Source organism: Pseudomonas sp. LBUM1674 (genome assembly GCF_059695635.1).
This window is the reverse complement of sequence record NZ_CP166779.1, coordinates 3,959,069-3,981,046: the sequence shown is the minus strand read 5'-3', so window position 1 is coordinate 3,981,046 and position 21,978 is coordinate 3,959,069. Positions and strand designations below refer to the sequence as shown.

The 21,978-nt window shown below is 62.9% G+C and carries 20 protein-coding genes; 13 read left to right on the top strand and 7 right to left on the bottom strand.

Going from position 1 to position 21,978, the window contains the following annotated elements; all coding sequences use genetic code 11:
- Positions 1–20: 20 nt before the first annotated feature.
- The 12 genes from ACA067_RS18255 (at position 21) to ACA067_RS18200 (ending at position 13,443) form a co-directional block, all read left to right on the top strand.
- Positions 21–773 (top strand): GntR family transcriptional regulator, encoded by a 753-nt coding sequence (locus tag ACA067_RS18255; protein ID WP_497457858.1) that lies wholly within the window; start codon positions 21–23, stop codon positions 771–773.
- Positions 770–2,515 carry a fumarate reductase/succinate dehydrogenase flavoprotein subunit gene (locus tag ACA067_RS18250; protein ID WP_497457857.1) on the top strand — a complete coding sequence of 582 codons (1,746 nt, stop codon included), beginning with the start codon at positions 770–772 and terminating at the stop codon, positions 2,513–2,515. Before ACA067_RS18255 ends, ACA067_RS18250 begins: the two co-directional genes overlap by 4 nt.
- A 25-nt stretch (positions 2,516–2,540) precedes the next feature.
- Complete coding sequence (locus tag ACA067_RS18245; protein WP_007946457.1) at positions 2,541–2,786, top strand: 4Fe-4S dicluster domain-containing protein; 246 nt, start codon at positions 2,541–2,543, stop codon at positions 2,784–2,786.
- A 323-nt stretch (positions 2,787–3,109) separates the two neighbouring features.
- On the top strand, positions 3,110–4,516 hold the full coding sequence (locus tag ACA067_RS18240) for an ABC transporter substrate-binding protein (protein ID WP_497462801.1): 1,407 nt from the start codon (positions 3,110–3,112) through the stop codon (positions 4,514–4,516).
- 136 nt (positions 4,517–4,652) lie between these two features.
- Entirely contained in the window at positions 4,653–5,435 is a 783-nt protein-coding gene (locus ACA067_RS18235) for an ABC transporter permease (protein WP_497457856.1), read from the top strand.
- Positions 5,435–6,283: an ABC transporter ATP-binding protein gene (locus tag ACA067_RS18230; RefSeq protein WP_497457855.1), complete on the top strand. Its 849-nt coding sequence runs from the start codon at positions 5,435–5,437 to the stop codon at positions 6,281–6,283. The genes ACA067_RS18235 and ACA067_RS18230 overlap by 1 nt, the downstream gene beginning before the upstream one ends.
- Positions 6,280–7,242, top strand: a complete 963-nt coding sequence (locus tag ACA067_RS18225; RefSeq protein WP_497457854.1) for a HEAT repeat domain-containing protein — start codon at positions 6,280–6,282, stop codon at positions 7,240–7,242. Before ACA067_RS18230 ends, ACA067_RS18225 begins: the two co-directional genes overlap by 4 nt.
- Positions 7,239–7,526, top strand: a complete 288-nt coding sequence (locus ACA067_RS18220; protein WP_497457853.1) for a DUF971 domain-containing protein — start codon at positions 7,239–7,241, stop codon at positions 7,524–7,526. Before ACA067_RS18225 ends, ACA067_RS18220 begins: the two co-directional genes overlap by 4 nt.
- 185 nt (positions 7,527–7,711) lie before the next feature.
- Positions 7,712–8,329, top strand: coding sequence for a transcriptional repressor LexA (lexA, locus tag ACA067_RS18215; RefSeq protein ID WP_497457852.1), 618 nt, complete (start codon positions 7,712–7,714; stop codon positions 8,327–8,329).
- The gene (gene imuA, locus ACA067_RS18210; protein WP_497457851.1) at positions 8,329–8,946 is read left to right on the top strand and encodes a translesion DNA synthesis-associated protein ImuA; all 618 of its coding nucleotides are present in this window, start codon (positions 8,329–8,331) and stop codon (positions 8,944–8,946) included. The genes lexA and imuA overlap by 1 nt, the downstream gene beginning before the upstream one ends.
- Before the next feature lie 7 nt (positions 8,947–8,953).
- Positions 8,954–10,369 carry a Y-family DNA polymerase gene (locus ACA067_RS18205; RefSeq protein WP_497457850.1) on the top strand — a complete coding sequence of 472 codons (1,416 nt, stop codon included), beginning with the start codon at positions 8,954–8,956 and terminating at the stop codon, positions 10,367–10,369.
- A complete protein-coding gene (locus ACA067_RS18200) occupies positions 10,345–13,443 on the top strand; it encodes an error-prone DNA polymerase (RefSeq protein WP_497457849.1) in 3,099 nt (1,032 codons plus the stop codon). The genes ACA067_RS18205 and ACA067_RS18200 overlap by 25 nt, the downstream gene beginning before the upstream one ends.
- Positions 13,444–13,619: 176 nt before the next feature.
- Here ACA067_RS18200 and ACA067_RS18195 read toward each other — a convergent pair whose 3' ends face one another.
- The 7 genes from ACA067_RS18195 to ACA067_RS18165 all read right to left on the bottom strand — a co-directional run bounded on the left by ACA067_RS18195 (position 13,620) and on the right by ACA067_RS18165 (position 21,130).
- Entirely contained in the window at positions 13,620–14,282 is a 663-nt protein-coding gene (locus ACA067_RS18195; protein WP_497457848.1) for a flavin reductase family protein, read from the bottom strand.
- A 12-nt stretch (positions 14,283–14,294) separates the two neighbouring features.
- Positions 14,295–15,782 carry an amidohydrolase family protein gene (locus ACA067_RS18190; RefSeq protein WP_497457847.1) on the bottom strand — a complete coding sequence of 496 codons (1,488 nt, stop codon included), beginning with the start codon at positions 15,780–15,782 and terminating at the stop codon, positions 14,295–14,297.
- Positions 15,779–16,975, bottom strand: a complete 1,197-nt coding sequence (locus tag ACA067_RS18185) for an amidohydrolase family protein (RefSeq protein ID WP_497457846.1) — start codon at positions 16,973–16,975, stop codon at positions 15,779–15,781. Before ACA067_RS18185 ends, ACA067_RS18190 begins: the two co-directional genes overlap by 4 nt.
- Before the next feature lie 271 nt (positions 16,976–17,246).
- On the bottom strand, positions 17,247–18,299 hold the full coding sequence (locus tag ACA067_RS18180) for an extracellular solute-binding protein (protein ID WP_497462800.1): 1,053 nt from the start codon (positions 18,297–18,299) through the stop codon (positions 17,247–17,249).
- Between the two features lie 41 nt (positions 18,300–18,340).
- Entirely contained in the window at positions 18,341–19,129 is a 789-nt protein-coding gene (locus ACA067_RS18175; protein WP_497457845.1) for an ABC transporter permease, read from the bottom strand.
- Complete coding sequence (locus ACA067_RS18170) at positions 19,126–20,043, bottom strand: ABC transporter permease (protein WP_497457844.1); 918 nt, start codon at positions 20,041–20,043, stop codon at positions 19,126–19,128. The genes ACA067_RS18175 and ACA067_RS18170 overlap by 4 nt, the downstream gene beginning before the upstream one ends.
- A 1-nt stretch (position 20,044) precedes the next feature.
- On the bottom strand, positions 20,045–21,130 hold the full coding sequence (locus ACA067_RS18165; RefSeq protein WP_497457843.1) for an ABC transporter ATP-binding protein: 1,086 nt from the start codon (positions 21,128–21,130) through the stop codon (positions 20,045–20,047).
- A gap of 140 nt (positions 21,131–21,270) precedes the next feature.
- Here ACA067_RS18165 and ACA067_RS18160 point away from each other — a divergent pair, with 140 nt between their 5' ends.
- On the top strand, positions 21,271–21,960 hold the full coding sequence (locus ACA067_RS18160; RefSeq protein ID WP_497457842.1) for a GntR family transcriptional regulator: 690 nt from the start codon (positions 21,271–21,273) through the stop codon (positions 21,958–21,960).
- Positions 21,961–21,978: the final 18 nt, after the last annotated feature.

The window sequence follows — 21,978 nt, the reverse complement described above, 5'->3', positions numbered from 1 at the left end:
GTTATAACAAGTGATCTGCCATGACCGATAACGTTCTATCCCTGAGCAGTGTTCCGCTACACACCCAACTGCGAGATGTACTGCGCGCCCGCATCCTCGACGGCGAATACCCGCAAGACAGCCAGATGCCGTCTGAAAGCGAGCTCGGCGCGTTGTTCAAGGTCAGCCGCATCACCGTGCGCCAGGCGCTGGGGGACCTGCAGAAAGAAGGCCTGATCTTCAAGATCCACGGCAAGGGCACCTTCGTCGCCAAACCGAAAACCTTTCAGAATGTCAGCACCTTGCAAGGCCTGGCCGAGTCCATGACCGGTCGCGGCTACGAGGTGATCAACCGCCTGCGCAGCTTCAAATTCATACCGGCCGACAAACTTGTCGCCGAGCGGTTGCAGGTCGCCGAAGGTGAAGTCGTGGCGCAGATCAAACGGGTGCGGCTGATCAATCGCGAACCAATCTCGCTGGAAATCACCTACCTGCCCAAGGCCATCGGCGAGCGGCTGGAGAAGGCCGATCTGGTCACCCGCGACATTTTCCTGATCCTCGAGAACGACTGCGGCCTGGCCCTCGGTCACGCCGACCTGGCCATAGACGCCGTACTCGCCGACAGCGACCTGACCCAGGCGCTGAACGTCGAAGCCGGCTCGCCGATCATGCGCATCGAGCGTTTGACCCACGACGCCAGCGGCCAGCCCCTGGACTTCGAACACCTTTACTACCGCGGCGATGCCTTCCAGTACCGCCTGCGGATCGACCGGCACAAAGGGGATCAGGCATGACCCGCAGCTCTATAACCAGAAGCACGCTTGAGCAGGAATACGACATCGTCGTGATCGGCGGCGGCACGGCCGGGCCCATGGCTGCGATCAAGGCCAAGGAACGCAACCGCGATCTGCGGGTGCTGCTGATCGACAAGGCCAACGTCAAACGCAGCGGCGCCATCAGCATGGGCATGGACGGCCTGAACAACGCGATCATTCCCGGCCACTCGACGCCGGAGCAGTACACCAAGGAAATCACCATCGCCAACGACGGCATCGTCAATCAGGCGGCAGTGTATGCCTACGCGACTCACAGCTTTGAAACCATCGAGCAACTGGACCGCTGGGGCGTGAAATTCGAGAAGGATGAAACCGGCGACTACGCGGTGAAGAAGGTCCACCACATGGGCGCCTACGTGCTGCCGATGCCGGAAGGGCATGACATCAAGAAAGTCCTGTATCGCCAGTTGAAACGGGCACGGATCAGCATCACCAATCGCCTCGTTTGCACCCGCTTGCTGAAGGACGAAGAGGGCGCGGTCAATGGTGTGATGGGCTTCGATTGCCGCACCGCCGACTTCCACGTGATCAAGGCCAAAGCCGTGATTCTGTGCTGCGGCGCGGCCGGGCGCCTGGGGCTGCCGTCCTCGGGTTACCTGATGGGCACTTATGAAAACCCGACCAATGCCGGCGACGGTTACGCCATGGCCTATCACGCCGGCGCGGAACTGGCCAACCTTGAATGCTTCCAGATCAACCCGTTGATCAAGGATTACAACGGCCCGGCCTGCGCCTACGTCACCGGACCACTGGGCGGCTACACCGCCAACAACAAGGGTGAACGCTTCATCGAGTGCGACTACTGGAGCGGGCAGATGATGTGGGAGTTCCACCAGGAGCTCGAAAGCGGCAACGGCCCGGTGTTTCTCAAGCTCGATCACCTGGCCGAGGAAACCATCCAGAACATCGAAGAGATCCTGCACAGCAACGAACGCCCCAGTCGCGGCCAGTTCCACGCCAACCGCGGCACGGACTACCGCACGCAGATGGTCGAGATGCACATTTCGGAAATCGGTTTTTGCAGCGGTCACTCGGCGTCGGGGGTGTGGGTCAACGAGAAGGCCGAGACGTCGGTCAAGGGTTTGTACTCGGCGGGCGACATGGCCGCAGTGCCGCACAACTACATGCTCGGCGCGTTCACCTACGGCTGGTTCGCCGGCACCAACGCGGCGGATTTTGTCGCCGGACGCGAATTTTCAGCGGTCGATGCGCAGCAGATCGAAACGGAAAAGGCGCGGGTCTATGCGCCACTGGATCGTAAACACGGTCTGCCGCCGGCGCAAGTCGAGTACAAGCTGCGGCGTTTTGTGAACGACTACCTGCAACCGCCGAAAGTGACCAAGAAGATGCAGATCGGCCTGCAACGCTTCAGTGACATCCAGCGCGACCTCGATCAGATCAAGGCCCACAACGCCCACGAGCTGATGCGCGCCATGGAAGTCAGCATGATCCGCGACTGTGCCGAAATGGCCGCCCGCGCTTCGCTGTTCCGCGCCGAGAGTCGCTGGGGGCTTTACCACTATCGGGTCGATCACCCGCAACGCAACGACAGCGACTGGTTCTGCCATTGCCACCTGAAGAAGGATGAAAACGGTGTGATGAGCAGTTTCAAGAAAGCCGTCGAGCCTTACATCATCCCGCTGGATGCCGAGGAAATGCAGGCCTACGACCGGCTGCGAGTCGGTGCCTTTGCTGCCTGAGCCTCACCAAAAGAGAGACCGCGAAATGGCCTATCAACCCCAGGAAATCTTCTTTCGTTCCAACGCGCCGGTCACGGTCGATGAGGACCTGTGCATCGCTCACAAAGGCTGCACCGTGTGCGTCGACGTCTGCCCGATGGACCTGCTGGCGATCAACCCCGCCACGCAAAAGGCCTACATGGCCTTCGACGAATGCTGGTATTGCATGCCGTGTGAAAAGGACTGCCCGACCGGGGCGGTGAAAGTCGAGATCCCGTATCTGTTGCGCTGAAACACCGACCTGTAGGAGCTGGCTTGTCGGATCGCCGCACCGCAGCGAAAGCGGTGTGTCAGCTACCGAGATGTTGAATGTGCTGACGTCTTCGCCGGCAAGCCGGCTCCTACAGGGATGTGTGCTGAATCAAGTTTTGCAGACACCAGGGAAACCTGTGGGAGCCGGGCTTGCCCGCGATGAGGCCGCCACAGACAACAAAATAGCTACCCGGCAACACCGGACGCTTGCTTCAAAACACCCCTCGTTTCCCACCGCGCCCTGATCGTGGCGGAGACGAACATCCTATAAATGATTCGAGGGGATTCACCATGTCTTTGCCAATATTGCTGCGTGCAGCATTTGCCGGTCTGGTACTGGCTACATTCACCTTGTCGGCGCAAGCCGAAACCATCCGCATCGCCATCGGCACCCAGGACACCACGATCAACTGCGCTGCCGGCGGTCTGTTGATTCGCGAGTTGGGTCTGCTGGACAAATACCTGCCCCACGATGGCCCCTACAAGGACGCCAGATACGAAGTGCAGTGGAAGAACTTCACCAGCGGCGCGCCCCTGACCAACGAGATGGTTGCCGGCAAACTCGACTTCGGCGCCATGGCCGATTTCCCCGGTTCGTTCAACGGTGTGGCGTTCGAAACCGCAGGCAAGCACAGCCTGTTCATCAGTGTGTTGTCGGGCAGCATCAAGGGCAGCGGCAACGGCATCGTGGTGCCTAGCGCTTCGGCGGTGCAGTCATTGGCCGAGCTCAAGGGCAAGACCATTTCCGTGCCGTTTGCCTCAACGGCCCATGGCATGTTGCTGCGCGCCGTGGCCGCCCAGGGCTGGGACCCGCTCAAGGACGTGAACATCATCGCCCAGCCGCCGGAGGTCGCAGGCTCGGCATTGCAGGCCGGGAAGATCGACGCCCACGCCGACTTCGTACCCTTCGCCGAACTGTTCCCGAGCCGAGGTTTTGCTCGCAAGATCTATGACGGTTCCCAGGCGAATGCCCCGACTTTCCATGGCGCATTGGTCGATCAGGCGTACGCGAAAAAGTACCCGGAAATTGTCGTCGCCTACCTTCGCGCCAGTATCGAAGCCAACCAGTTACTGACGGCCGAGCCCGAGAAATACAGCGAGTTGATCGCCAAGGTCACCGGGGTCGATGCCGAGGTCAATTACCTGTTCTACGGTCCGCTCGGGGTGCAGACCCGCGACCTGAGCTGGAAGCCGGAATACCGACAGGCCGTGGGGACCGCCATCGACACCCTCAAGTTGCTGAAGAAGGCTGACCGCGGTCTCGACTTGAACACCTTTATTGACGATCAGTACATCCGCACCGCGTTCAAGGCCTCGAACCTGGACTACACCGCGCAACTGGCCAACTACGCACCAACGCCGCTGAACGCGGTGGATGCGCTGAGCGGCAAGCCGATTACCGATTTCAGCCATGTGGCCGAGGTCTGGGTGCGTGGCGAGCCCAAGGTTCGTCAATACGCCTCGGCGGAGTCGGCGTTCACCGCGCTGGCCAGCCTGAAGCAGGAAGGCAAGAGCATCCGCGCGGTGTATGCCCAGGCGAGCGACAGCGGGATCAAGTTGCTGGCGGATCAGGCGTGGTTTGCCAGTGATGCGCAAGGGCGCTTGAGCGCGTTTCTGCTCAAAGGCCAGGCCCAGCAGTTCGCCACGGCCCAGGGTGGCAAAGTCTTCGACTTCACGGATGCCACGACCCAGGCTATTGCCGTTCGCTAACCACCAGAACATCGCAATCCCCTGTGGGAGCGGGCTTGCCCGCGATGGGGCCAGATCAGTCGGCATCAGTGTCGACTGACACACCGTAATCGCGGGCAAGCCCGCTCCCACAGGATCTCGGTTGAGAGGAAGAATTGTGTACCGATCATATGCACGCTGGATCCCCAGAGCCGCCTCGCTGCTGCTCTGCCTGCTGTTCTGGCAATTCGCCGCCAGTGGCCACTGGAACCTCGGCCTGGTCACTTTCGCCAACGTTCCGACACCGCTGGCGGTCGTTGAAGCCGCCCTCGGCCTCGGCGATTCCGGCAAGCTCGTCCAGCACCTGAGCAGCAGTCTCGGCCGGGTGTTTGCCGGTTATCTCGCGGCGCTGATCATCGGTGTCGCCCTCGGTCTGGCCATCGGTCGCTCGAAATGGGCTGAAGACGTGTTGCTGCCACCCCTGGAAGTCCTGCGCCCGATCCCGGCGGTGGCCTGGATTCCGCTGGCGATCCTGATGTTCCCATCGTCAGAGCTGTCGATGGTGTTCATCACCTTCACCGGCGCGCTGTTCCCGATCCTGCTCAACACCGTGCACGGCGTCGAAGGCGTCGACCCACGGCTGATCGCCTCGGCGAAAAGCCTCGGGGCAGGGCGACGGGCGATTCTGCTGGAAGTGATCCTGCCGGGCGCCGCACCGAGCATCATCACCGGCCTGGCCATTGGCATGGGCACTTCCTGGTTCTGCCTGGTGACCGCGGAAATGATCTCCGGCCAGTACGGCATCGGCTATTACACCTGGGAGTCCTACACCATCCAGAACTACGCCGACATCGTGGTCGGCATGTTGCTGATCGGCGTACTCGGGATGGGCAGCAGCCTGCTGATCAAACGGCTGGGCGGATTATTCACGCCCTGGCACCGACCACGAGGAAAAGCCTGATGAGCGTGATGCAAACCCCTGACGGGCGGATCGACATCCGCCAGTTGTCCATTGTCCTCGGCGAAGACCGGCAAGCCTTCGAAGCCGTGCAAGGCCTGGACTGCCAGATCGAGCCGGGGCAGTTCGTGTGTATTCTCGGGCCGTCCGGTTGCGGCAAATCGACCTTGCTCGGCGCGTTGGCCGGACATCTGCAAACCTGGACCGGCACCCTGAACGTCGACGGCGCGCAAGTCTCGGGCCCATCGCCCCAGCGCGGCATGGTCTTTCAGCATCACACGCTGTTCCCCTGGCGCACGGTGCGCGACAACGTCGCCTTCGGCCTGAAAATGCGTGGCATCGGCAAAGCCGAACGGCACCGGGCCGCCGACGAAATCCTGGCGTTGGTCGGCCTCGAAGGTTTTGCCGAGCGCTGGCCGGATCAGCTGTCCGGCGGCATGCAGCAGCGGGTGGAAATCGCCCGGGTGCTGATCAATCGCCCACGGCTGTTGCTGATGGACGAGCCTTTCGGCGCCCTCGATGCCCTGACCCGGTTGAACATGCAGGAACTGCTGCTGGATATCTGGACGCGCATCCGCACCACCGTGGTGTTCGTCACTCATGACATCGACGAAGCGCTGTTCCTCGCCGATCGCCTGCTGGTGATGAGTTCGCGCCCGGGCCGGATCATCGAAGACCTGCGCCTCGATTTTCCCCGGCCTCGCACCACCGAACTGGTGACAAGCCACGCGTTCTCCCGCTTGAAGCGTCATTGCCTCGAGTTGCTGCGTCACGAAGGCGGTCGGCAGTTACCGCGCCTGAACCCCCTCGGACTTCCCCCTGAAAACAAACTGCCGCGATTTGCCCTATGACCTCTCTATTCGATGTAACCGATAACGATGACATTCTCGCCCTGCAACCGCGCCTGACCGATGAAGATCCCGGGGTGCGCCGGATTGCCCTGATCGAACTGGCCGATCTCGAGGAACCGGATGGCTTGCTGTGGCTGGTCAACCGGCTGACGCAAGACCCGACCGAAGAGGTCCGCGCCGAAGCGGCACGGCTACTGGAAGCCTGGGAGGAAGAGCCCGTGGTCCAGGCACTGTGCCAGGCCTTGACCGATCCCTCTGAGGCGGTGCAGGCCGCTGCCGCGCAAAGCCTCAGCCTGCTCAAGAGCGAAGCGGCGGGCCGGGTGATTCTGCCGTGGACCGGGCATGCCGACATCAGCGTGCGCATCGCCGCGTTCAGGGCCTTGCGCGAGTTGCGGTTTCCCGATGCTGCTCAAGCTGCTGCGGTTGCGCTGAATGATGAAGACGCCAGCGTTCGCCGCGAAGCCGTCGGCGTACTCGGCTGGCTCAAGCAGCTCGATGCCTTGCCGGCGCTTGCCCGACTGGCCAGTGACGATCCGGACACCGAAGTCCGCCGCGCCGCCACCGGGGCCTTGGGCCTGGCGTCCGATGTACAGGTGCTGCCGGCCCTGCGCCAGGCCCTGCAGGACCAGGCCTGGCAAGTGCGCGAAGAGGCTGCCACCACCCTGGGCAAGGTCGGGCATGCCGACGGCGGGCCGGTCCTGGTCGAAGCCCTGGGCGACGATTACTGGCAAGTGCGCCTGCGCGCCACCCGCAGCCTCGGCCGCTTGCGATACGTACCGGCCCTCGACGCACTGATTGAAACCCTCGGCCACCGCATCAGCAACCTGCGCAAGGAAGCCGCGCTGGCGCTTGGGGAGTTGAACGATAAAGGCGCCATCGCGCCATTGCAGGCGGCACAGGACGACGGTGATCCGGAAGTACGCAAAGCCGTGCGCATCGCGTTGAGTCAACTGCAATGAACCCGGTTGCGATTGGCAATTGCCGGAGCAAACAGCAATTGCGCCTGAACTGGCCGAATGGTCGTGAGCAATTGCTCGACCACGCCGAGTTGCGTCGTCAATGCCCGTGTTCGCAATGTCGGGCGTTTCGGCTGCAAGGCTTGACGGTGAAGGTCGATCCGCGCATTCGAGTGACCGAACTGAACGCCCAGGGCTACGGCTTGCAATTGGTGTTCAGCGACGGTCACGAACGCGGCATCTACCCATGGCCCTACCTGGCAAACCTCACTCCCGAAACCACCTGAAATCCCCTGTGGGAGCGAGCTTGCTCGCGATGGGGTCATAACAGTCAACATCAATGTTGAATGTCAGTCCGCTATCGCGAGCAAGCTCGCTCCCACATTTGACCGGTGTTTTGCGCGAGTTTTGTGGTCAACCCTCCCGCCAGCGGATTGACGGTGCTTGCCAGGAAAACGCCGAAAGAGTACAAATGTACTCCATGACGACTCTGACTCCCCGCCGTACCGCCATCCTGACCTTTATCCGCGATCGAATCGCCGAGCACGGTCAATCCCCGAGCCTCGCTGAAATCAGCGAGGCGTTCGGTTTCGCCTCCCGCAGCGTGGCGCGCAAGCATGTGCTGGCGCTGACCGAAGCCGGTTTCATCGAGGTCAATGCGCATCAGGCCCGGGGCATTCGTTTGCTCGGGCAACCGGCGCGGCCCGAGCTGCTGGACATTCCGGTGCTCGGTCGGGTGGCGGCGGGGGCGCCGATCGGGGCCGATGCCGAGGTGCACAGCCGCTTGCTGCTCGACCCGTCGATTTTCTCCCGGGTGCCGGATTACATGCTGCGGGTCCGGGGCGACTCGATGATCGAGGACGGTATTCTCGACGGTGACCTGGTGGGGGTGCATCGCAATCCGGAGGCCGTCAACGGCCAGATCGTGGTGGCTCGACTGGACGGGGAGGTCACCATCAAGCGTTTCGAGCGGGTCGGCGATGCCGTGCGCCTGTTGCCGCGCAACCCGGCGTATCAGCCGATCATCGTTCGCGCCGGACAGGACCTGGCCATCGAAGGGGTGTTCTGCGGCCTGGTGAGGCAAGGGTGATGGGTGCCGTCGTTGCGTTGGATACGCTGTTCAATGGCGGCCAGGTCTGGCGGGGGCGACCTGCGCCACCGGCCGCCAGCCCGCAACCCACCGGGCATGCCGCGCTGGATGCGGCCTTGCCCACGGGCGGCTGGCCGGAAGCGGCGTTGACGGAAATCCTCCTGGCCGGGCAGGGCGTTGGCGAGTTGCAACTGGTGTGGCCGACGCTTGCACGATTGTCGGCAGCGGGTGAACGCATCGTGCTGGTGGCGCCGCCCTACGTGCCGTATCCCCAGGCGTGGCAGAACGCCGGGGTCGATCTGCGCCAGTTGTCGATCATCCAGGCCAGCGAGCGCGATGCGCTGTGGGCGGCGGAACAATGTTTGCGTTCGGGCAGTTGCGGCGCGGTGTTGTGCTGGCCGCACAAGGCCGATGACCGCGCCTTGCGCCGCTTGCAGGTGGCGGCGGAAACCGGCTCGACCCTGGCATTTGCCTACCGCTCGATCCATGAAGCCATCAACCCTTCGCCCGCCGCCCTGCGCATCGCCATCGACGCCAGGCCTGCGCAATTGCGGGTGCTCAAGTGTCGGGGTGGGCTGGCGCGTTCGGCGCCGATTGCCTTCCCGGTGGGGCATTGAGGTTGCCATGCGCTGGGTGTGCATTCTCTTCCCGCAATTGGCGCTGGACGCGGTCCTGCGTCAGCGTTCCGATCCCGATGAGCCGCTGGCGCTGCTGACCGGCCCGGCGCAGCGTCGGGTGTTGCAGGCGGTCAACGCTTCCGCACGGGCGCTGGGCTTGCGTCCGGGCCAGTCGATGACCGCTGCGCAGGCCCTGAGCAAGGGATTTGTCACGGCTGAATATGACGCTGCCGAGATCGAACACTGGCAGCAGTTTCTCGCCGCCTGGGCCTATCGGTTCAGCTCCCAGGTCAGCGTGCATTACCCGCGGGCGGTGGTGTTTGAAATCGAATCCAGCCTGGGGTTGTTCGGGCCCTGGCCGCACTTCGAAGCACGCTTGCGCGCCGAACTCGGCGAGCTGGGGTTTCGCCACCGCATCGTTGCTGCGCCCAACCCGGTGGCGGCGCGGGTCTTGGCCAATGCCTATGACGGTCTGGTGGTGCCCGATGATCAAGCCTTGCAGTATCACTTGGGGCAGTTGCCCATTGACCGCATCGGGTTGGAGGCGAGCGTCGCCACGGCGTTGTCGCGCATGGGGCTGCGCACGCTGAGTCAGGTGCAGGCGTTGCCCCGGCAGAGTCTGGCCCGGCGTTTCGAGGCCCAGGTGCTCAAGCACCTGGATGCCTTGCTGGGCACCCGTCGGCTGGCGCTGGCGTTCTACTTGCCGCCGGACCGGTTCGATGTGCGCATCGAACTCAATTTCGATGTGCAATCCCACCAGGCGCTGCTGTTTCCGTTACGCCGCCTGACCGGCGATCTTTCTGCCTTCCTTTGTGGCCGGGACAGCGGCGTGCAGCGCTTTGACCTGCACCTGGAACACGCCGGGTTGCCGGACAGCGTGATCAAGGTCGGCCTGCTCAGCGCCGAGCGCGATCCGGCGATGCTCTTCGAACTGGCCAGGGGGCGGCTGGAACAGGTCCAGGTCGAGGCCCCGGTACACGGTTTTCGTCTGCGCGCCGAAGACTTGCCGGCCTTCGTGCCCCAGTACCAGGAGCTGTTCGACGACCGTGCGCAGCAGTCCTTGCCTTGGGAGCAACTGCGCGAACGCCTGCGCGCGCGGCTGGGGGATGACGCGGTGCAGGGCTTGCGGTTCCAGGCCGATCACCGGCCGGAGTGCGCGTGGCAGACCGGTGTCGACAGTCAGCCCTGTTCAGGGCTGTCGGCCGTGCAGCGTCCGGGCTGGTTGCTGAGCGAGCCCTTGGCGGTCCACGAAAGCTCGACGCGCATCCTGATGGGGCCGGAACGTATCGAGTCCGGCTGGTGGGACGGCGCCGACGTGCGCCGCGATTACTACCTGATCGAAACCCGCTCCGGCCAGCAGGGCTGGGCCTGGCGGGCGGTGGGTGAGGGCGGCCCGTTGTGGCTGCAGGGCTGGTTCGCATGAAGGTCGATTATGCCGAGCTGCACTGCCTGTCGAACTTCAGTTTCCAGCGCGGTGCTTCCAGTGCCCTCGAACTCTTCCAGCGGGCGAAAAAGCAGGACTATCAAGCGCTGGCAATCACCGACGAGTGCACCCTGTCGGGCATCGTCCGCGCCTGGCAAGCGGCCAGATCCGTGGAGCTGCCGCTGATCATCGGCAGCGAAGTGCGCATCGAGAACGGTCCGAAACTGGTGCTGCTGGTAGAAAACCTTGAGGGTTACCAGGGCCTGTGTCGACTGATTACCCAGGCCCGGCGCCGCACGCAGAAAGGTCAGTATCAGGTGCTGCGAGAGGATTTCGACGAGCCGTTGCCGGGGCTGTTGGCGTTGTGGGTGCCGGACGCGGTGGATGACGTTGAACAGGGTCGCTGGCTGCAGCAGACCTTCGCCGAACGCCTGTGGCTGGCGGTCCAGCTGCATCGCGGCCAGGACGATAGCCGACGGCTGAATGAGCTGCTGATGCTGGCAAGGGAATTGCGCATCCCGGCGGTGGCCAGCGGCGATGTGCACATGCACGCGCGCGGGCGGCGCGCCCTGCAGGACACCATGACCGCGATTCGTCATCACTTGCCGGTGGCCGAGGCCGGGTTGCGCCTGTACCCCAATGGCGAGCGGCATTTGCGCAGCCTCGACGCCTTGGGCGATCTCTATCCGCAAGCCCTGCTCGACGAAACACTGAACATCGCCCGGCGCTGCACGTTCGACCTCGGCCAGTTGCGTTATCAGTACCCTCGGGAGCTGGTGCCTGAGGGGCACACGGCCACCTCCTGGCTGCGGGTGCTGACTGAGCAGGGCATTGCGTGGCGCTGGCCACAAGGCCCGCAAGCCAAGGTGTTGCTGCAGATCGACAAGGAACTGGAGCTGATCGCCGAGCTGGGCTACGAAAGCTATTTCCTCACGGTTCACGACATTGTGCGTTACGCCCGCGAGCAACAGATTCTTTGTCAGGGTCGTGGTTCGGCCGCCAACTCGGCGGTGTGCTTTGCCCTGGGGATCACGGAAATCGATCCGGATCGCACCACGCTGTTGTTCGAACGCTTTCTCTCCAAGGAGCGCAACGAACCGCCGGACATCGACGTCGATTTCGAACACGAGCGGCGTGAAGAAGTCCTGCAGTACGTGTTCCGCCGTTATGGTCGAACCCGCGCGGCGCTGACCGCGGTGGTCAGCACCTATCACTCGGCCGGCGCGGTGCGCGATGTGGCCAAGGCCTTGGGGTTGCCGCCGGACCAGGTCAATGCCCTGGCCGATTGCTGCGGCCACTGGAACGACGAAACACCCCCCGTGGAGCGCCTGCGCGAAGGCGGTTTCGACCCCGACAGCCCGGTGTTGCGCCGGGTGCTGAGTTTGACCGGGCAGTTGATCGGCTTCCCCCGGCACCTGTCCCAGCACCCCGGCGGTTTCGTGATTTCCGAGCAGCCTCTGGACAGCCTGGTGCCGGTGGAAAACGCCGCCATGGCCGATCGCACCATCATCCAGTGGGACAAGGACGACCTGGACGCGGTCGGGCTGCTCAAGGTCGATATTCTGGCCCTCGGCATGCTCAGCGCGATTCGCCGCTGTTTTGACCTTTTGCGGCGTCACCGAAACCTTGACCTGAGCCTGGCGACGATCCCGGCCGAGGATCCGCAAACCTACGACATGATCGGCCATGCGGACACCATCGGCGTGTTCCAGATCGAGTCCCGGGCGCAGATGTCGATGCTGCCCAGGCTCAAACCCAGGAAGTTTTACGACCTGGTGATCGAGGTCGCGATCGTGCGGCCGGGGCCGATTCAGGGCGGTATGGTTCACCCTTATCTGCGGCGGCGAAACAAGGAAGAGCCCGAGACCTATCCCTCCCCGGAACTGGAGGCAGTGCTCAAACGCACCCTGGGCGTGCCACTGTTCCAGGAACAGGTGATGCAGATCGCCATCGTCGCCGCCGACTACAGCCCCGGCGAAGCCGATCAATTGCGCCGTTCCATGGCCGCCTGGAAACGCCACGGCGGGTTGGAGCCACACAAGGATCGCCTGGCCGCCGGAATGAAGAAAAATGGCTATACGCCCGAGTTCGCCGCGCTGATCTTCGAACAGATCAAAGGCTTTGGCAGTTACGGTTTCCCCGAGTCCCACGCCGCCAGTTTTGCCTTGCTGACCTATGCCAGTTGCTGGTTGAAATGCCACGAACCGGCGGCCTTCGCCTGTGCGCTGATCAACAGCTGGCCCATGGGGTTCTACAGCCCGGACCAGATTCTGCAGGACGCGCGCCGGCACCACTTGCAGATTCGCCCGGTGGACGTGCGGGCCAGCGACTGGGATTGCAGCCTGGAACCGATCAGCGGTGCGCAGCCGGCGATTCGCATGGGCTTGCGGATGATCAAGGGGTTTCGCGAGGACGATGCCCGGCGTATCGAAGCGGCACGTTCGAAGGGGGTGCTCATCGACATTGCCGACCTCGGTGAACGGGCGCAACTCGATGCCCGCGCCCAGGAACAACTGGCCGATGCCGGGGCCCTGCGCGGGCTGGCCGGCGATCGGCATCGGGCACGCTGGGAGGTGGCGGGGGTGCAGAAACAGCTCGGTTTGTTTGCCGGACTGCCGAGCCAGGAGGAAGCTGCTGTGGCATTGCCCAAACCCACCGTGGGCGAGGACCTGCTGGCCGATTACAACAGTGTCGGCACCACCCTCGGGCCGCATCCGCTGGCCCTGCTGCGGGGTGAATTGAAAGCCCGGCGTTGCCGCAGTTCCAGGGAGTTGCTAGAGGTCGAACATGGGCGACCGGTCAGCGTCGCCGGGTTGGTGACCGGCCGGCAACGCCCGGGCACCGCCAGTGGGGTGACCTTCGTCACCCTTGAAGACGAGTTCGGCAACGTCAACGTGGTGGTCTGGCGCGACCTGGCCGACCGGCAGCGACAGGTGCTGGTCGGCTCGCAGTTGCTCAAGGTCGACGGGCGCTGGGAAAAGGAAGGCGAGGTGCGTCATTTGATCGCCGGACGCTTGAGCGACCTGAGTCCGTTGCTCGACGGCATCAGCGTGCGCAGCCGGGATTTCCGCTGAACCCGATCTGATCGTTGAACGTTTCGCTCCGGGTGGGAACGATCAAAATCCTTGTGGGAGCGGCGGTGCGGCGTCCCGACTTGCCCGCGAAGGCGGAGTGCCAGTCACCGCAGATACCAGCTGTACCGGCCTCTTCGCGGGCAAGCCCGCTCCCACAGGTTTTGTGCAAACGTTGGTTATTTTATTTCCGGCCAAAACCGCTGCCCACCCCCCGGCGCATCCGTCCATGCCTGCAGCGACCGGGTCGGCAGATCGAAATAATCCCGGGTGCGCGCATACCCATGGCCACCCATCCGGCCAATCGCATCGAGCCCCAGTTGGTCGATATACAGGGTTTTCGGGTCGATCAATTCATCCCGCACATGGGCCATCAGCACTTCGCCAAAGATGATCTCCCGCGACTGCCCGATGGACAGCGCCATCATCCGGCGGCACTCCAGCGCCACGGGTGCTTCGCCGATCCTGGGGCATTTGACGGTCGTGCCGGGAATAGCGGTGAGGCCCGCGGCCGTCAGTTCGTCGAAGCCCGGGGCGAAGGGCACGGCGCAGACGTTCATGGCTTCCACCAGGGCATCGCTGACGATGTTTACGGTGAATTCCTGGTTGAGCTGGATGTTGCGGGTGGTGTCCTTGGGGCTCTGGTCGCCGTAGTTTTCCACGCCCAGGGCGAGGATCGGCGGATCGGCGGAGAGGGCATTGAAGAAGCTGAACGGCGCGGCGTTGATCCGGCCTTCGCCGTCGATGGTGGTGACCAGGGCAATTGGCCGTGGCACCACGCTGCCGATCAGGATCTTGTATTTGTCTCGCGCACTCAATGTGCTGAAGTCGAAGCGTTGCATAGGCAGAAATCTCTAGAGAAGTGGATCAATGGTGCTCAATGGCACCTGTGCGCTATAGGCGTCAGCGAACGGGATGGCCGGTTGGAACAGGCTTTTCCAGTCCGGTTGGCCAAAAGCCCGGTCACTGTGGCTGCGCATCAGTTTTTCGAATTGGCGTTGCGCCTGGCGTTGCAGGGCAGGGTAGTCGACCCCTTGAACCTGGCCATCCTGCATCACACAGCGGCCGTCGATGTAGCTAGCGATGCAGTCGTCACCGCGACCCGCCAGCACCAGGTTCTTCAGTGGATCGAACAGCGGCCCCAGGTGCAGGCCGCGCAGGCTGAACACCGTGATGTCGGCCTTGGCGCCCGGTGCCAGGCGACCGAGATCGTCGCGGCCCAAGGCCCTGGCGCCGCCGAGGGTGGCGGCGTTGTACAGGTCCAGCGTGCTGGTCAGCGAGTTGCCGCCCTCCAGCACACGAGCGATGTTCAGGCCCTGGCGCATGTTCTCCAGCAAGTCCGCCGGCCAGGTGTCGGTGCCCAGGGCGACGTTGATGCCCTTGGCCCGATAGCGGCCGAAGGAATTCAGCGCTTCGCCATCCCGGGCAAACACCACCGGGCAATGCACCAGGCTGGCGCCGCCATCGACTACACGCCGCAGGTCGTCATCGCCGTGGGTATAGATACCGTGGGGCAGCAGGCTGCGCGGGGTCAGCAGGTCCAGTTGCTCCAGCCACGCCAGGGGCGAGACGCCGCGCAGTTGCTCGACCATCGCCACCTCGCCAAGTCCCTGGCAGCAGTGCAGACGCATCGGCGCATTCAGTTCCCGGCTCAACGCGGCAGTGCGTTGCAGCAGCGCCGGGGTGCAGGTCTGGATGCGATCCGGCAGCAGTGCGCCGCGAATCAGCCCCCCCTGTGCGCCGTCGAAGTCATGGAAAAACCGCGCGGCGGCCGCCAGTCCGGCCATCCCCCGAGCCTCGTCCCAGTGATGCCCGAGACTGGCATCGGCGCGCCAGTAACTCATGCCGCTCATGTAGCAGGGGCCGAGGTAAGTGCGCAGCCCCAGCTCACCGGCGATACCGGCTACCGCGGCAAATTCGTCGTAGGTCTCGGCCCACTCGCGGTAGTACATCGAGGTGATGGGCATGGCGGTGGTGATACCGTTGCGAATCAACTGCGTGAAGGCGTAGCGGTATTTGAAGACCTCTTCCTGCGCGGTGTAACTCTCCCGCGGGCCGGCCACCAGATAGTCCTCGGACCACATCCGGCCCATGTCCCGCTCATCGCCGTTGTCGAGTGTCAGCACCGTGGAATCCAGATCCCCGAGCGCATCCAGATCGATGAAGCCAGGGCCGACCAGCGCGTTGCCGTAATCGATCCACTGATCCACCGGCCCCGGATAATCACGCCCGACAAACAGGATGCGCGAGCCTTCGAACACCACTTCGCCGTCGCGCCACAGCACATGTTGCTGGCCATCGAAGCCAACGACACAGCTCGATTTCAGGCCGATGCGCTTCACAGGCGACTGTCCAATAAAGACCCATTGGCGGCGATCAGTCTGCCTGCCCGATACACCTGGCGCACCGGTCGCGAGACCACGGCCTCACCCAGGGTCTGCACCGGCATCAGCAGGAAGTCCGCCGGCTGGCCGATCTCCAGCCCATAACCGTTGCAGCCCAACGCCCGAGCGCCATTGACCGTCGCCGCCTCGAATGCCGCCGCCAGCTCATCGTCCTTGTTCAAGTCGAAACGGAACGCCAGCAGCATCGCCCGTTCCAGCATGTCGCCGTTGCCCATGGGCGACCAGGCGTCGCGAATGCCATCCGAACCCAGGCAGACATTGACCCCGGTCTCGCGCAGGGCAAGGAACGGTGGCACCGCGCAGTCGGCGGGTGCCGAACTCATCAGCGAAATGCCCAGCACCGCCAACCGTTCCGCCAGCGGTTTGACCTGACGCCACGGCAACATCCCCAGGCAATACGCATGACTGATCATCACCCGACCCTGACGCGCGAAACGCTCGGTGTAGTCGGCGATCAGCGCGATCTGCCACAGGCCCAGTTCACCTTTGTCATGCAGGTGTATGTCGACGCCGCGATCGAACTCGCTGGCCAGTTTGAAGACGAAGTCGAGTTGGGCGATCGGGTCGTTGTCGATGCCGCAGGGGTCGAGGCCACCGACGTTCTCCACGCCCAGGGCCATGGCTTCGCGCATCAGCTCGGCGGTGCCGGGGCGGCTGATCAGGCCTGTTTGCGGGAACACCACCAGTTGCAGGTCGATCAGGTCGCGGTAGTTTTCGCGCAGCTGCTGCATGGTGTCGACATGGCGCAGGCCGAAGTCGGGGTCGATATCGACGTGACAGCGCAGGGTCAGCGAGCCACGGGCGATGCAGTTTTCCAGCAGGGCGCCGGCCCGTTGGGCAATCGGGGCGTCGATTTCACGCAGTACCTGGCGTTCGTTGGCGATGTAGTCCTTGAGGGTCGGACCGGCGCTGTTGGGGCGCCAGGGTTGGCCCCAGAGGGTTTTATCGAGGTGGACGTGGCTTTCCACCAGGGCCGGGGTGAGGAGCTGGTGTTGGCCGTCGATGTCGGTGGCGGTCAGCGGTGCGCTGGTGGCCGGGCGCCGAGCTTTGAACAGGCCGTTTTCCAGAAGCAGGTCTTCGGCGGATGAACCGTAGGGCCGCACATTGCGCAGCCAGCGGGGTTGGGTCATGGCAAACCTCGAATGGTGTGGTGTTTGTGCGGGCCTCATCGCGAGCAAGCTCGCTCCCACAGGGTTTTGTGTTGGAACAAAATAGTGTGCCAACCGAGAACCCTGTGGGAGCGGGCTTGCTCGCGAAGGCCGCGACTCGGTCTCAAACCTGGGCTCCCACAGGGTTTTGTGTTGGAACAAAAATAGTGTGCCAAACGCATATCCTGTGGGAGCGGCGGTGCGGCGATCCGACTTGCCCGCGATGGCCGCGACTCGGTCTCAAGCCAGGCAATCAACCCTTGAGCTTCGCCCAAATCCGGTCCTGCAGCTCCCGCGCCTTGTTGCTGCACTCTTTCTCCGGGCGCAGGCGCGAGGCGAATTCATCCGGCATGTTGATGGCGTCCATTACCCGCCATTTGGCGTCGATCAATGTGTCGCTCTGGATGCCATTGGCGTAGGCGATGGCATTGGACACGGCGGCGGCGTTTTCCGGTTTCATCATCCAGTCGATGAAGACCTTCGCGTTGCCAGGGTGCGGCGCGCTTTTCGGCACGGCGAAGTTGTCCTGGAACATCGCCAGGCCTTCACGGGGATACACGTACTTGATCGTGCTCTTCTGCAGCGTTGCCCGAGCGGTGGAGCCGTTCCAGTTCTGCATCATGATCACTTCACCGGAAGCCATGCGGTCGACGGTGTTGTCGGAGCTGTACATCTTCAGGAAGGGTTTCTGTTTTTGCAGCAGTTCCAGGATGCGCTTGGCGTCCTGCGGGTTTTCGCTGCATTCATCGACGTTCAGGTAATGGCTGGCGGCGTTGATCACGCTGCTCGAGGTGTCGAGGGCGGCGAGTTGGCCTTGCAGTTCCTTGCGCGGTTCGAAGAACTCTTTCCACGAGTCGTCCAGCTTGCCACCAGGCACCCGGGCGCTGTCATAGGAAAACCCGGTGGTGCCCCACAGGTACGGCGCCGAGAACTTGCGGCCGGGGTCGAAACTCGGGTTGCGGAACGGCGGTTTGACGTACTGGAAATTGGGCAGGCTCGATGCGTCGAATGCCAGCAGCAAATCCTGCTTGATCAGGGTTTGCATGATCGATTGCGATGGCACGATCACGTCATACGCCGCGCCGCCGGCCTGCAACTTGGCCAGCAGGGTTTCGTTGCTGTCGTAGCCATCCATGGTGACCTTGATCCCGGTCTCCTTTTCGAACTTGGCCAGCAGTTCGACCGGGTAGTAGTCGGTCCAGTTGTAGAAGAACAGTTCCTTGGGCTCGGCGGCCTGTGCGCTGAACGCGGTGAAGCAGCTGAGGGCCAGACCGGCGACGCCGTAACGCATGCTGTTCAAGATCATGCTTGTGCTTTTCATAGAGAACGCTCCAGAAGGGGAAAGACTCATTGTTGTTTGCCGCGCTGTCCCAGCCAGAAGGCCAGTACCACCAGCACGATGGAAATCAGCAGCATCAGGGTCGAGATCGCGTTGATCTCCGGGGTCACACCGGCCTTGATCGCCGAGAAGATGTACACCGGCAAGGTCGTGGAACCCGGGCCTGCGACGAAGAAGGTCATGATGAAATCATCGAGACTGACCACGAACGCCAGCACCGAACCCGACAACACCGCCGGCCACAGCAGCGGCAAGGTCACCCGGCGAAACACCTGCCAGGGGTTGGCGTACAGATCGTTCGCCGCTTCCAGCAGGCTCTTGTCCAGGTCGTTGAGCCGCGCACGGATGGGCAGGTAGGCGAAGGGAATGCAGAAGCCGATGTGCGCGACAATTACTGTCAGCAAACCCAGCTTGATCCCCAGCGCCATGAACAGCAGCAGGGTCGCCACGGCGGTGACGATCTCCGGCAGGATCAGCGGCAGGTTGATCCCGCCCTCGACCATTTTCTGTCCGTAGAACGGCCGGTAGGTGGCCAACGCCGCCAGCAAGGCAATGGCCGTGGCGCAGACCGTGGCGATGCTGGCAACGATGATCGAGTTCAGCGCCGCGGTCTGGATCGACGGGTTCGCCAGAATCCGTCCGTACCAGGCGAACGAGAACTCGGTCCACACCGTCGCCGAACGGTTGGCGTTGAAGCTATAAGCAATCAACACCAGGATCGGCAAGTACAGATAGGCCAGGATCAGCAGGCTGACTTCCCGGGTTAGGGGCAGTTTTTTCAGGTGCAGGGCAATCATGCGGTGGCTCCCCGGCGAAGTGTTTTGGCGGCGCTGCGGCTATAGAGGGCGTACAGCACCAGGGACAGCAGCAGAATGCCCAGCAGCAGGAACGACAGCGAACTGCCCAGCGGCCAGTTGCGTGCGGTGCCGAACTGCTGCTGGATCAGGTTGCCGATCATCAGCGTCTTGCCGCCGCCAAGAATCGCCGGGGTAATGAACGCACCAAGACTCGGCACGAACACCAGCAGCGCGCCGGCAATCACCCCCGGCATCGACAGCGGCAGGATGATCCGCTTCAGTGCGTGCCAGCGATTGGCACCGAGGTCGTAGGCGGCTTCCACCAGGCGCCAGTCGAGTTTTTCCAGGGTCGAGTAGATCGGCAGGATCATGAACGGCAGGAAGCTGTAGACCAGCCCGACGCTGACCGCGAAGTCGTTGTAGAGCAGGGTGATGCCACCGGCTTGAGGGAACAGCGCGTTGAGGCTCTGGGCGACCCAGCCATGCTCGCGCAGGATGATCAGCCAGGCGTAGTTGCGGATCAGCAGGTTGGTCCAGAACGGAATGGTGATCAGCAACACCATGAGGTTGCGTCGCCGCGGGGTCAGGCTCGACATCCACAGGGCTACCGGGAAGCCGAACAGGAAGCACAGCAACGTGGTGCCGCCGGCCTGGAACACCGAGCGCAACAGCGCCTGGGCATACACCCAGTTCAGCTCCAGTTCACCGTCGAAACCTTCCTGGAAAAACAGTTGCACGTAACTGTGCAATTGCCAGTCGGCCTGCCAGTCGACACCGCCATAGACGTTGCGCGGCAGCAGGCTGATGTAGCCCATGATGCCCAGCGGAATGGCAATCAGGGCCAGCAGGGTCAGAACCACCGGGCTGAGCAACAGCACGCGGTTGAGGGCGGGAGAAGTGCTGCTGACGCTCATCTCAGGCCTCCATCAACAGGCAGGCGTGGGGCGGCAGGTTGACCGCGACGCGATCACCGACCACCCGGCCGCGGTTCAGGCCTTCGTTGTTTTCGCGCAGCATGACCTTGATGTCGTTGTTCAAGCGGCATTGATACAGGGTGGCGGTGCCGACATACAGCACCGCCTCGATCACCCCGCGCAGGTGGTGCGGTTGCGCCGGGTCGACCAGTTGCGAACGTTCAGGACGGAACGCCAGTTGCACCCTGGCGCCGTCGAAGCCTGGGGCCGGGCAGGGGATTTCCACCGGCATGCCACTGGGCACGAACAGGTTTTCGTTGTGCTGGCCGCGCTTGACATGACCAGGAAGGAAGTTGATATCGCCAATGAACTGGGCAACGAACTGATGCTTTGGCCGTTCGTAGATAGCGTTGGGGGTGCCGATCTGCAGGATCTTGCCGGCGGACATCACGGCAATGCGGTCGGACAGGGTCAGGGCTTCTTCCTGATCGTGGGTCACGAAAATGAAGGTGATCCCGGCTTCCTTCTGCACGCGCTTGAGTTCGACCTGCATCTCTTTACGCAGCTTGAGGTCCAGGGCTGACAGCGGTTCGTCCAGCAACAATACTTTTGGCTTCGGCGCCAGGGCCCGGGCCAGCGCCACGCGCTGTTGCTGACCACCGGACAACTCGGCCGGTTTGCGCTTGGCCAGGTGTTGCATTTGCACCAGCGCCAGCATCTCATCGACACGTTGCGTTATCTGCTCGCGATCAAGGCCCTGCATCTCGAGGCCGAAGGCGATATTCTGCGCGACACTCATGTGCGGAAACAGCGCGTAGCTCTGGAACACCGTGTTGACCCGGCGCTTGAACGGCGGCAGGTCGTTGACCGGTTCGCCGGCCAGGCGGATCTCACCTGCGCTGACGTGCTCGAAGCCGGCGATGGTGCGCAGCAGGGTGGTCTTGCCACAGCCGGATGGGCCGAGCAGGGTGAAAAATTCGTTGTCGGCGATGTCCACCGACACGTTGTCGAGAGCTGGAGCCAGCCCTGGATCGTCGGAATACCGCTTGGAGACGTTACGCACTTCAATCGCTACTGGATGACCCATAATGGTGCATTCCTCTAATTATTGTATGCAATATCTGGATGCAATCTACAAATAACCGGATTAATCTGCTTGTGCAACCCCCTTTTTCAATGGCTGCTCATCGCCAGGGGCCGGTTGTTTAGCGCAAAAGGAGGGTTCAGATGACCGAGAAAAAACTGGAGACCACGGTCGACCGCGTCTACCAAGGGGTTTACGAGGCGATCAGCAAACGTTCGTTGCGTCCTGGCATGAAGCTGGGCGAGGCGTCGCTGGCCGAACTTTTCAATGTCAGCCGGACGTCGGTTCGTGCCGCGCTCAAGCAACTGGAGGCCGATGGACTGGTCACCACCGAGCCCAACAAGGGGGCGTCGGTGTCATTGCCCAGTGATGAGGAGATCCGGTCGTTGTTCGAAACCCGGCGCCTGATCGAGATCGGCATCGTCAGCGAGCTCTGCCGTCGGCGCGACACCGCGGTGGCCCAGGACCTGCGCGATCATTTGTTGCTTGAGGACGAAGCGCACCAGAGCGGCGATCATGAACGGCTGATTCATCTGCTCGGCGAGTTCCACATCAAGCTCGCGCAAAGCCTGAACAACCCGGTGCTGCTGGACTGGTTCCGCAAACTGATTTCCCGTGCGTCGCTCTACGCCGCCGCGCTGGATGACGACAGCCACCAGGCCTGCCGCGATGACGAACACCTGCGCCTGATCGAGTACATCGAGGCCGGCAATCAGAGCGCAGCCATCGAATTGACCTGCATGCATTTGAACGGCATCGAGAAGGCGATTCTCGACGTCGCCGCCACCTTGAAAACCGGTTACCACCCGCTCAAGCACCTGATCGAGGTTTAGCCACCAAACCTGAATCTG

Coding starts and splice junctions, on each gene's coding strand:
- ACA067_RS18220 (WP_497457853.1), top strand. CDS start 7,239: ATGAACCCGGTTGCGATTGGCAATTGCCGGAGCAAACAGCAATTGCGC.
- lexA (WP_497457852.1), top strand. CDS start 7,712: ATGTACTCCATGACGACTCTGACTCCCCGCCGTACCGCCATCCTGACC.
- ACA067_RS18165 (WP_497457843.1), bottom strand. CDS start 21,130: ATGGGTCATCCAGTAGCGATTGAAGTGCGTAACGTCTCCAAGCGGTAT.
- ACA067_RS18230 (WP_497457855.1), top strand. CDS start 5,435: ATGAGCGTGATGCAAACCCCTGACGGGCGGATCGACATCCGCCAGTTG.
- ACA067_RS18245 (WP_007946457.1), top strand. CDS start 2,541: ATGGCCTATCAACCCCAGGAAATCTTCTTTCGTTCCAACGCGCCGGTC.
- ACA067_RS18180 (WP_497462800.1), bottom strand. CDS start 18,299: ATGATCTTGAACAGCATGCGTTACGGCGTCGCCGGTCTGGCCCTCAGC.
- imuA (WP_497457851.1), top strand. CDS start 8,329: ATGGGTGCCGTCGTTGCGTTGGATACGCTGTTCAATGGCGGCCAGGTC.
- ACA067_RS18170 (WP_497457844.1), bottom strand. CDS start 20,043: ATGAGCGTCAGCAGCACTTCTCCCGCCCTCAACCGCGTGCTGTTGCTC.
- ACA067_RS18175 (WP_497457845.1), bottom strand. CDS start 19,129: ATGATTGCCCTGCACCTGAAAAAACTGCCCCTAACCCGGGAAGTCAGC.
- ACA067_RS18195 (WP_497457848.1), bottom strand. CDS start 14,282: ATGCAACGCTTCGACTTCAGCACATTGAGTGCGCGAGACAAATACAAG.
- ACA067_RS18160 (WP_497457842.1), top strand. CDS start 21,271: ATGACCGAGAAAAAACTGGAGACCACGGTCGACCGCGTCTACCAAGGG.
- ACA067_RS18255 (WP_497457858.1), top strand. CDS start 21: ATGACCGATAACGTTCTATCCCTGAGCAGTGTTCCGCTACACACCCAA.
- ACA067_RS18250 (WP_497457857.1), top strand. CDS start 770: ATGACCCGCAGCTCTATAACCAGAAGCACGCTTGAGCAGGAATACGAC.
- ACA067_RS18185 (WP_497457846.1), bottom strand. CDS start 16,975: ATGACCCAACCCCGCTGGCTGCGCAATGTGCGGCCCTACGGTTCATCC.
- ACA067_RS18205 (WP_497457850.1), top strand. CDS start 8,954: ATGCGCTGGGTGTGCATTCTCTTCCCGCAATTGGCGCTGGACGCGGTC.
- ACA067_RS18225 (WP_497457854.1), top strand. CDS start 6,280: ATGACCTCTCTATTCGATGTAACCGATAACGATGACATTCTCGCCCTG.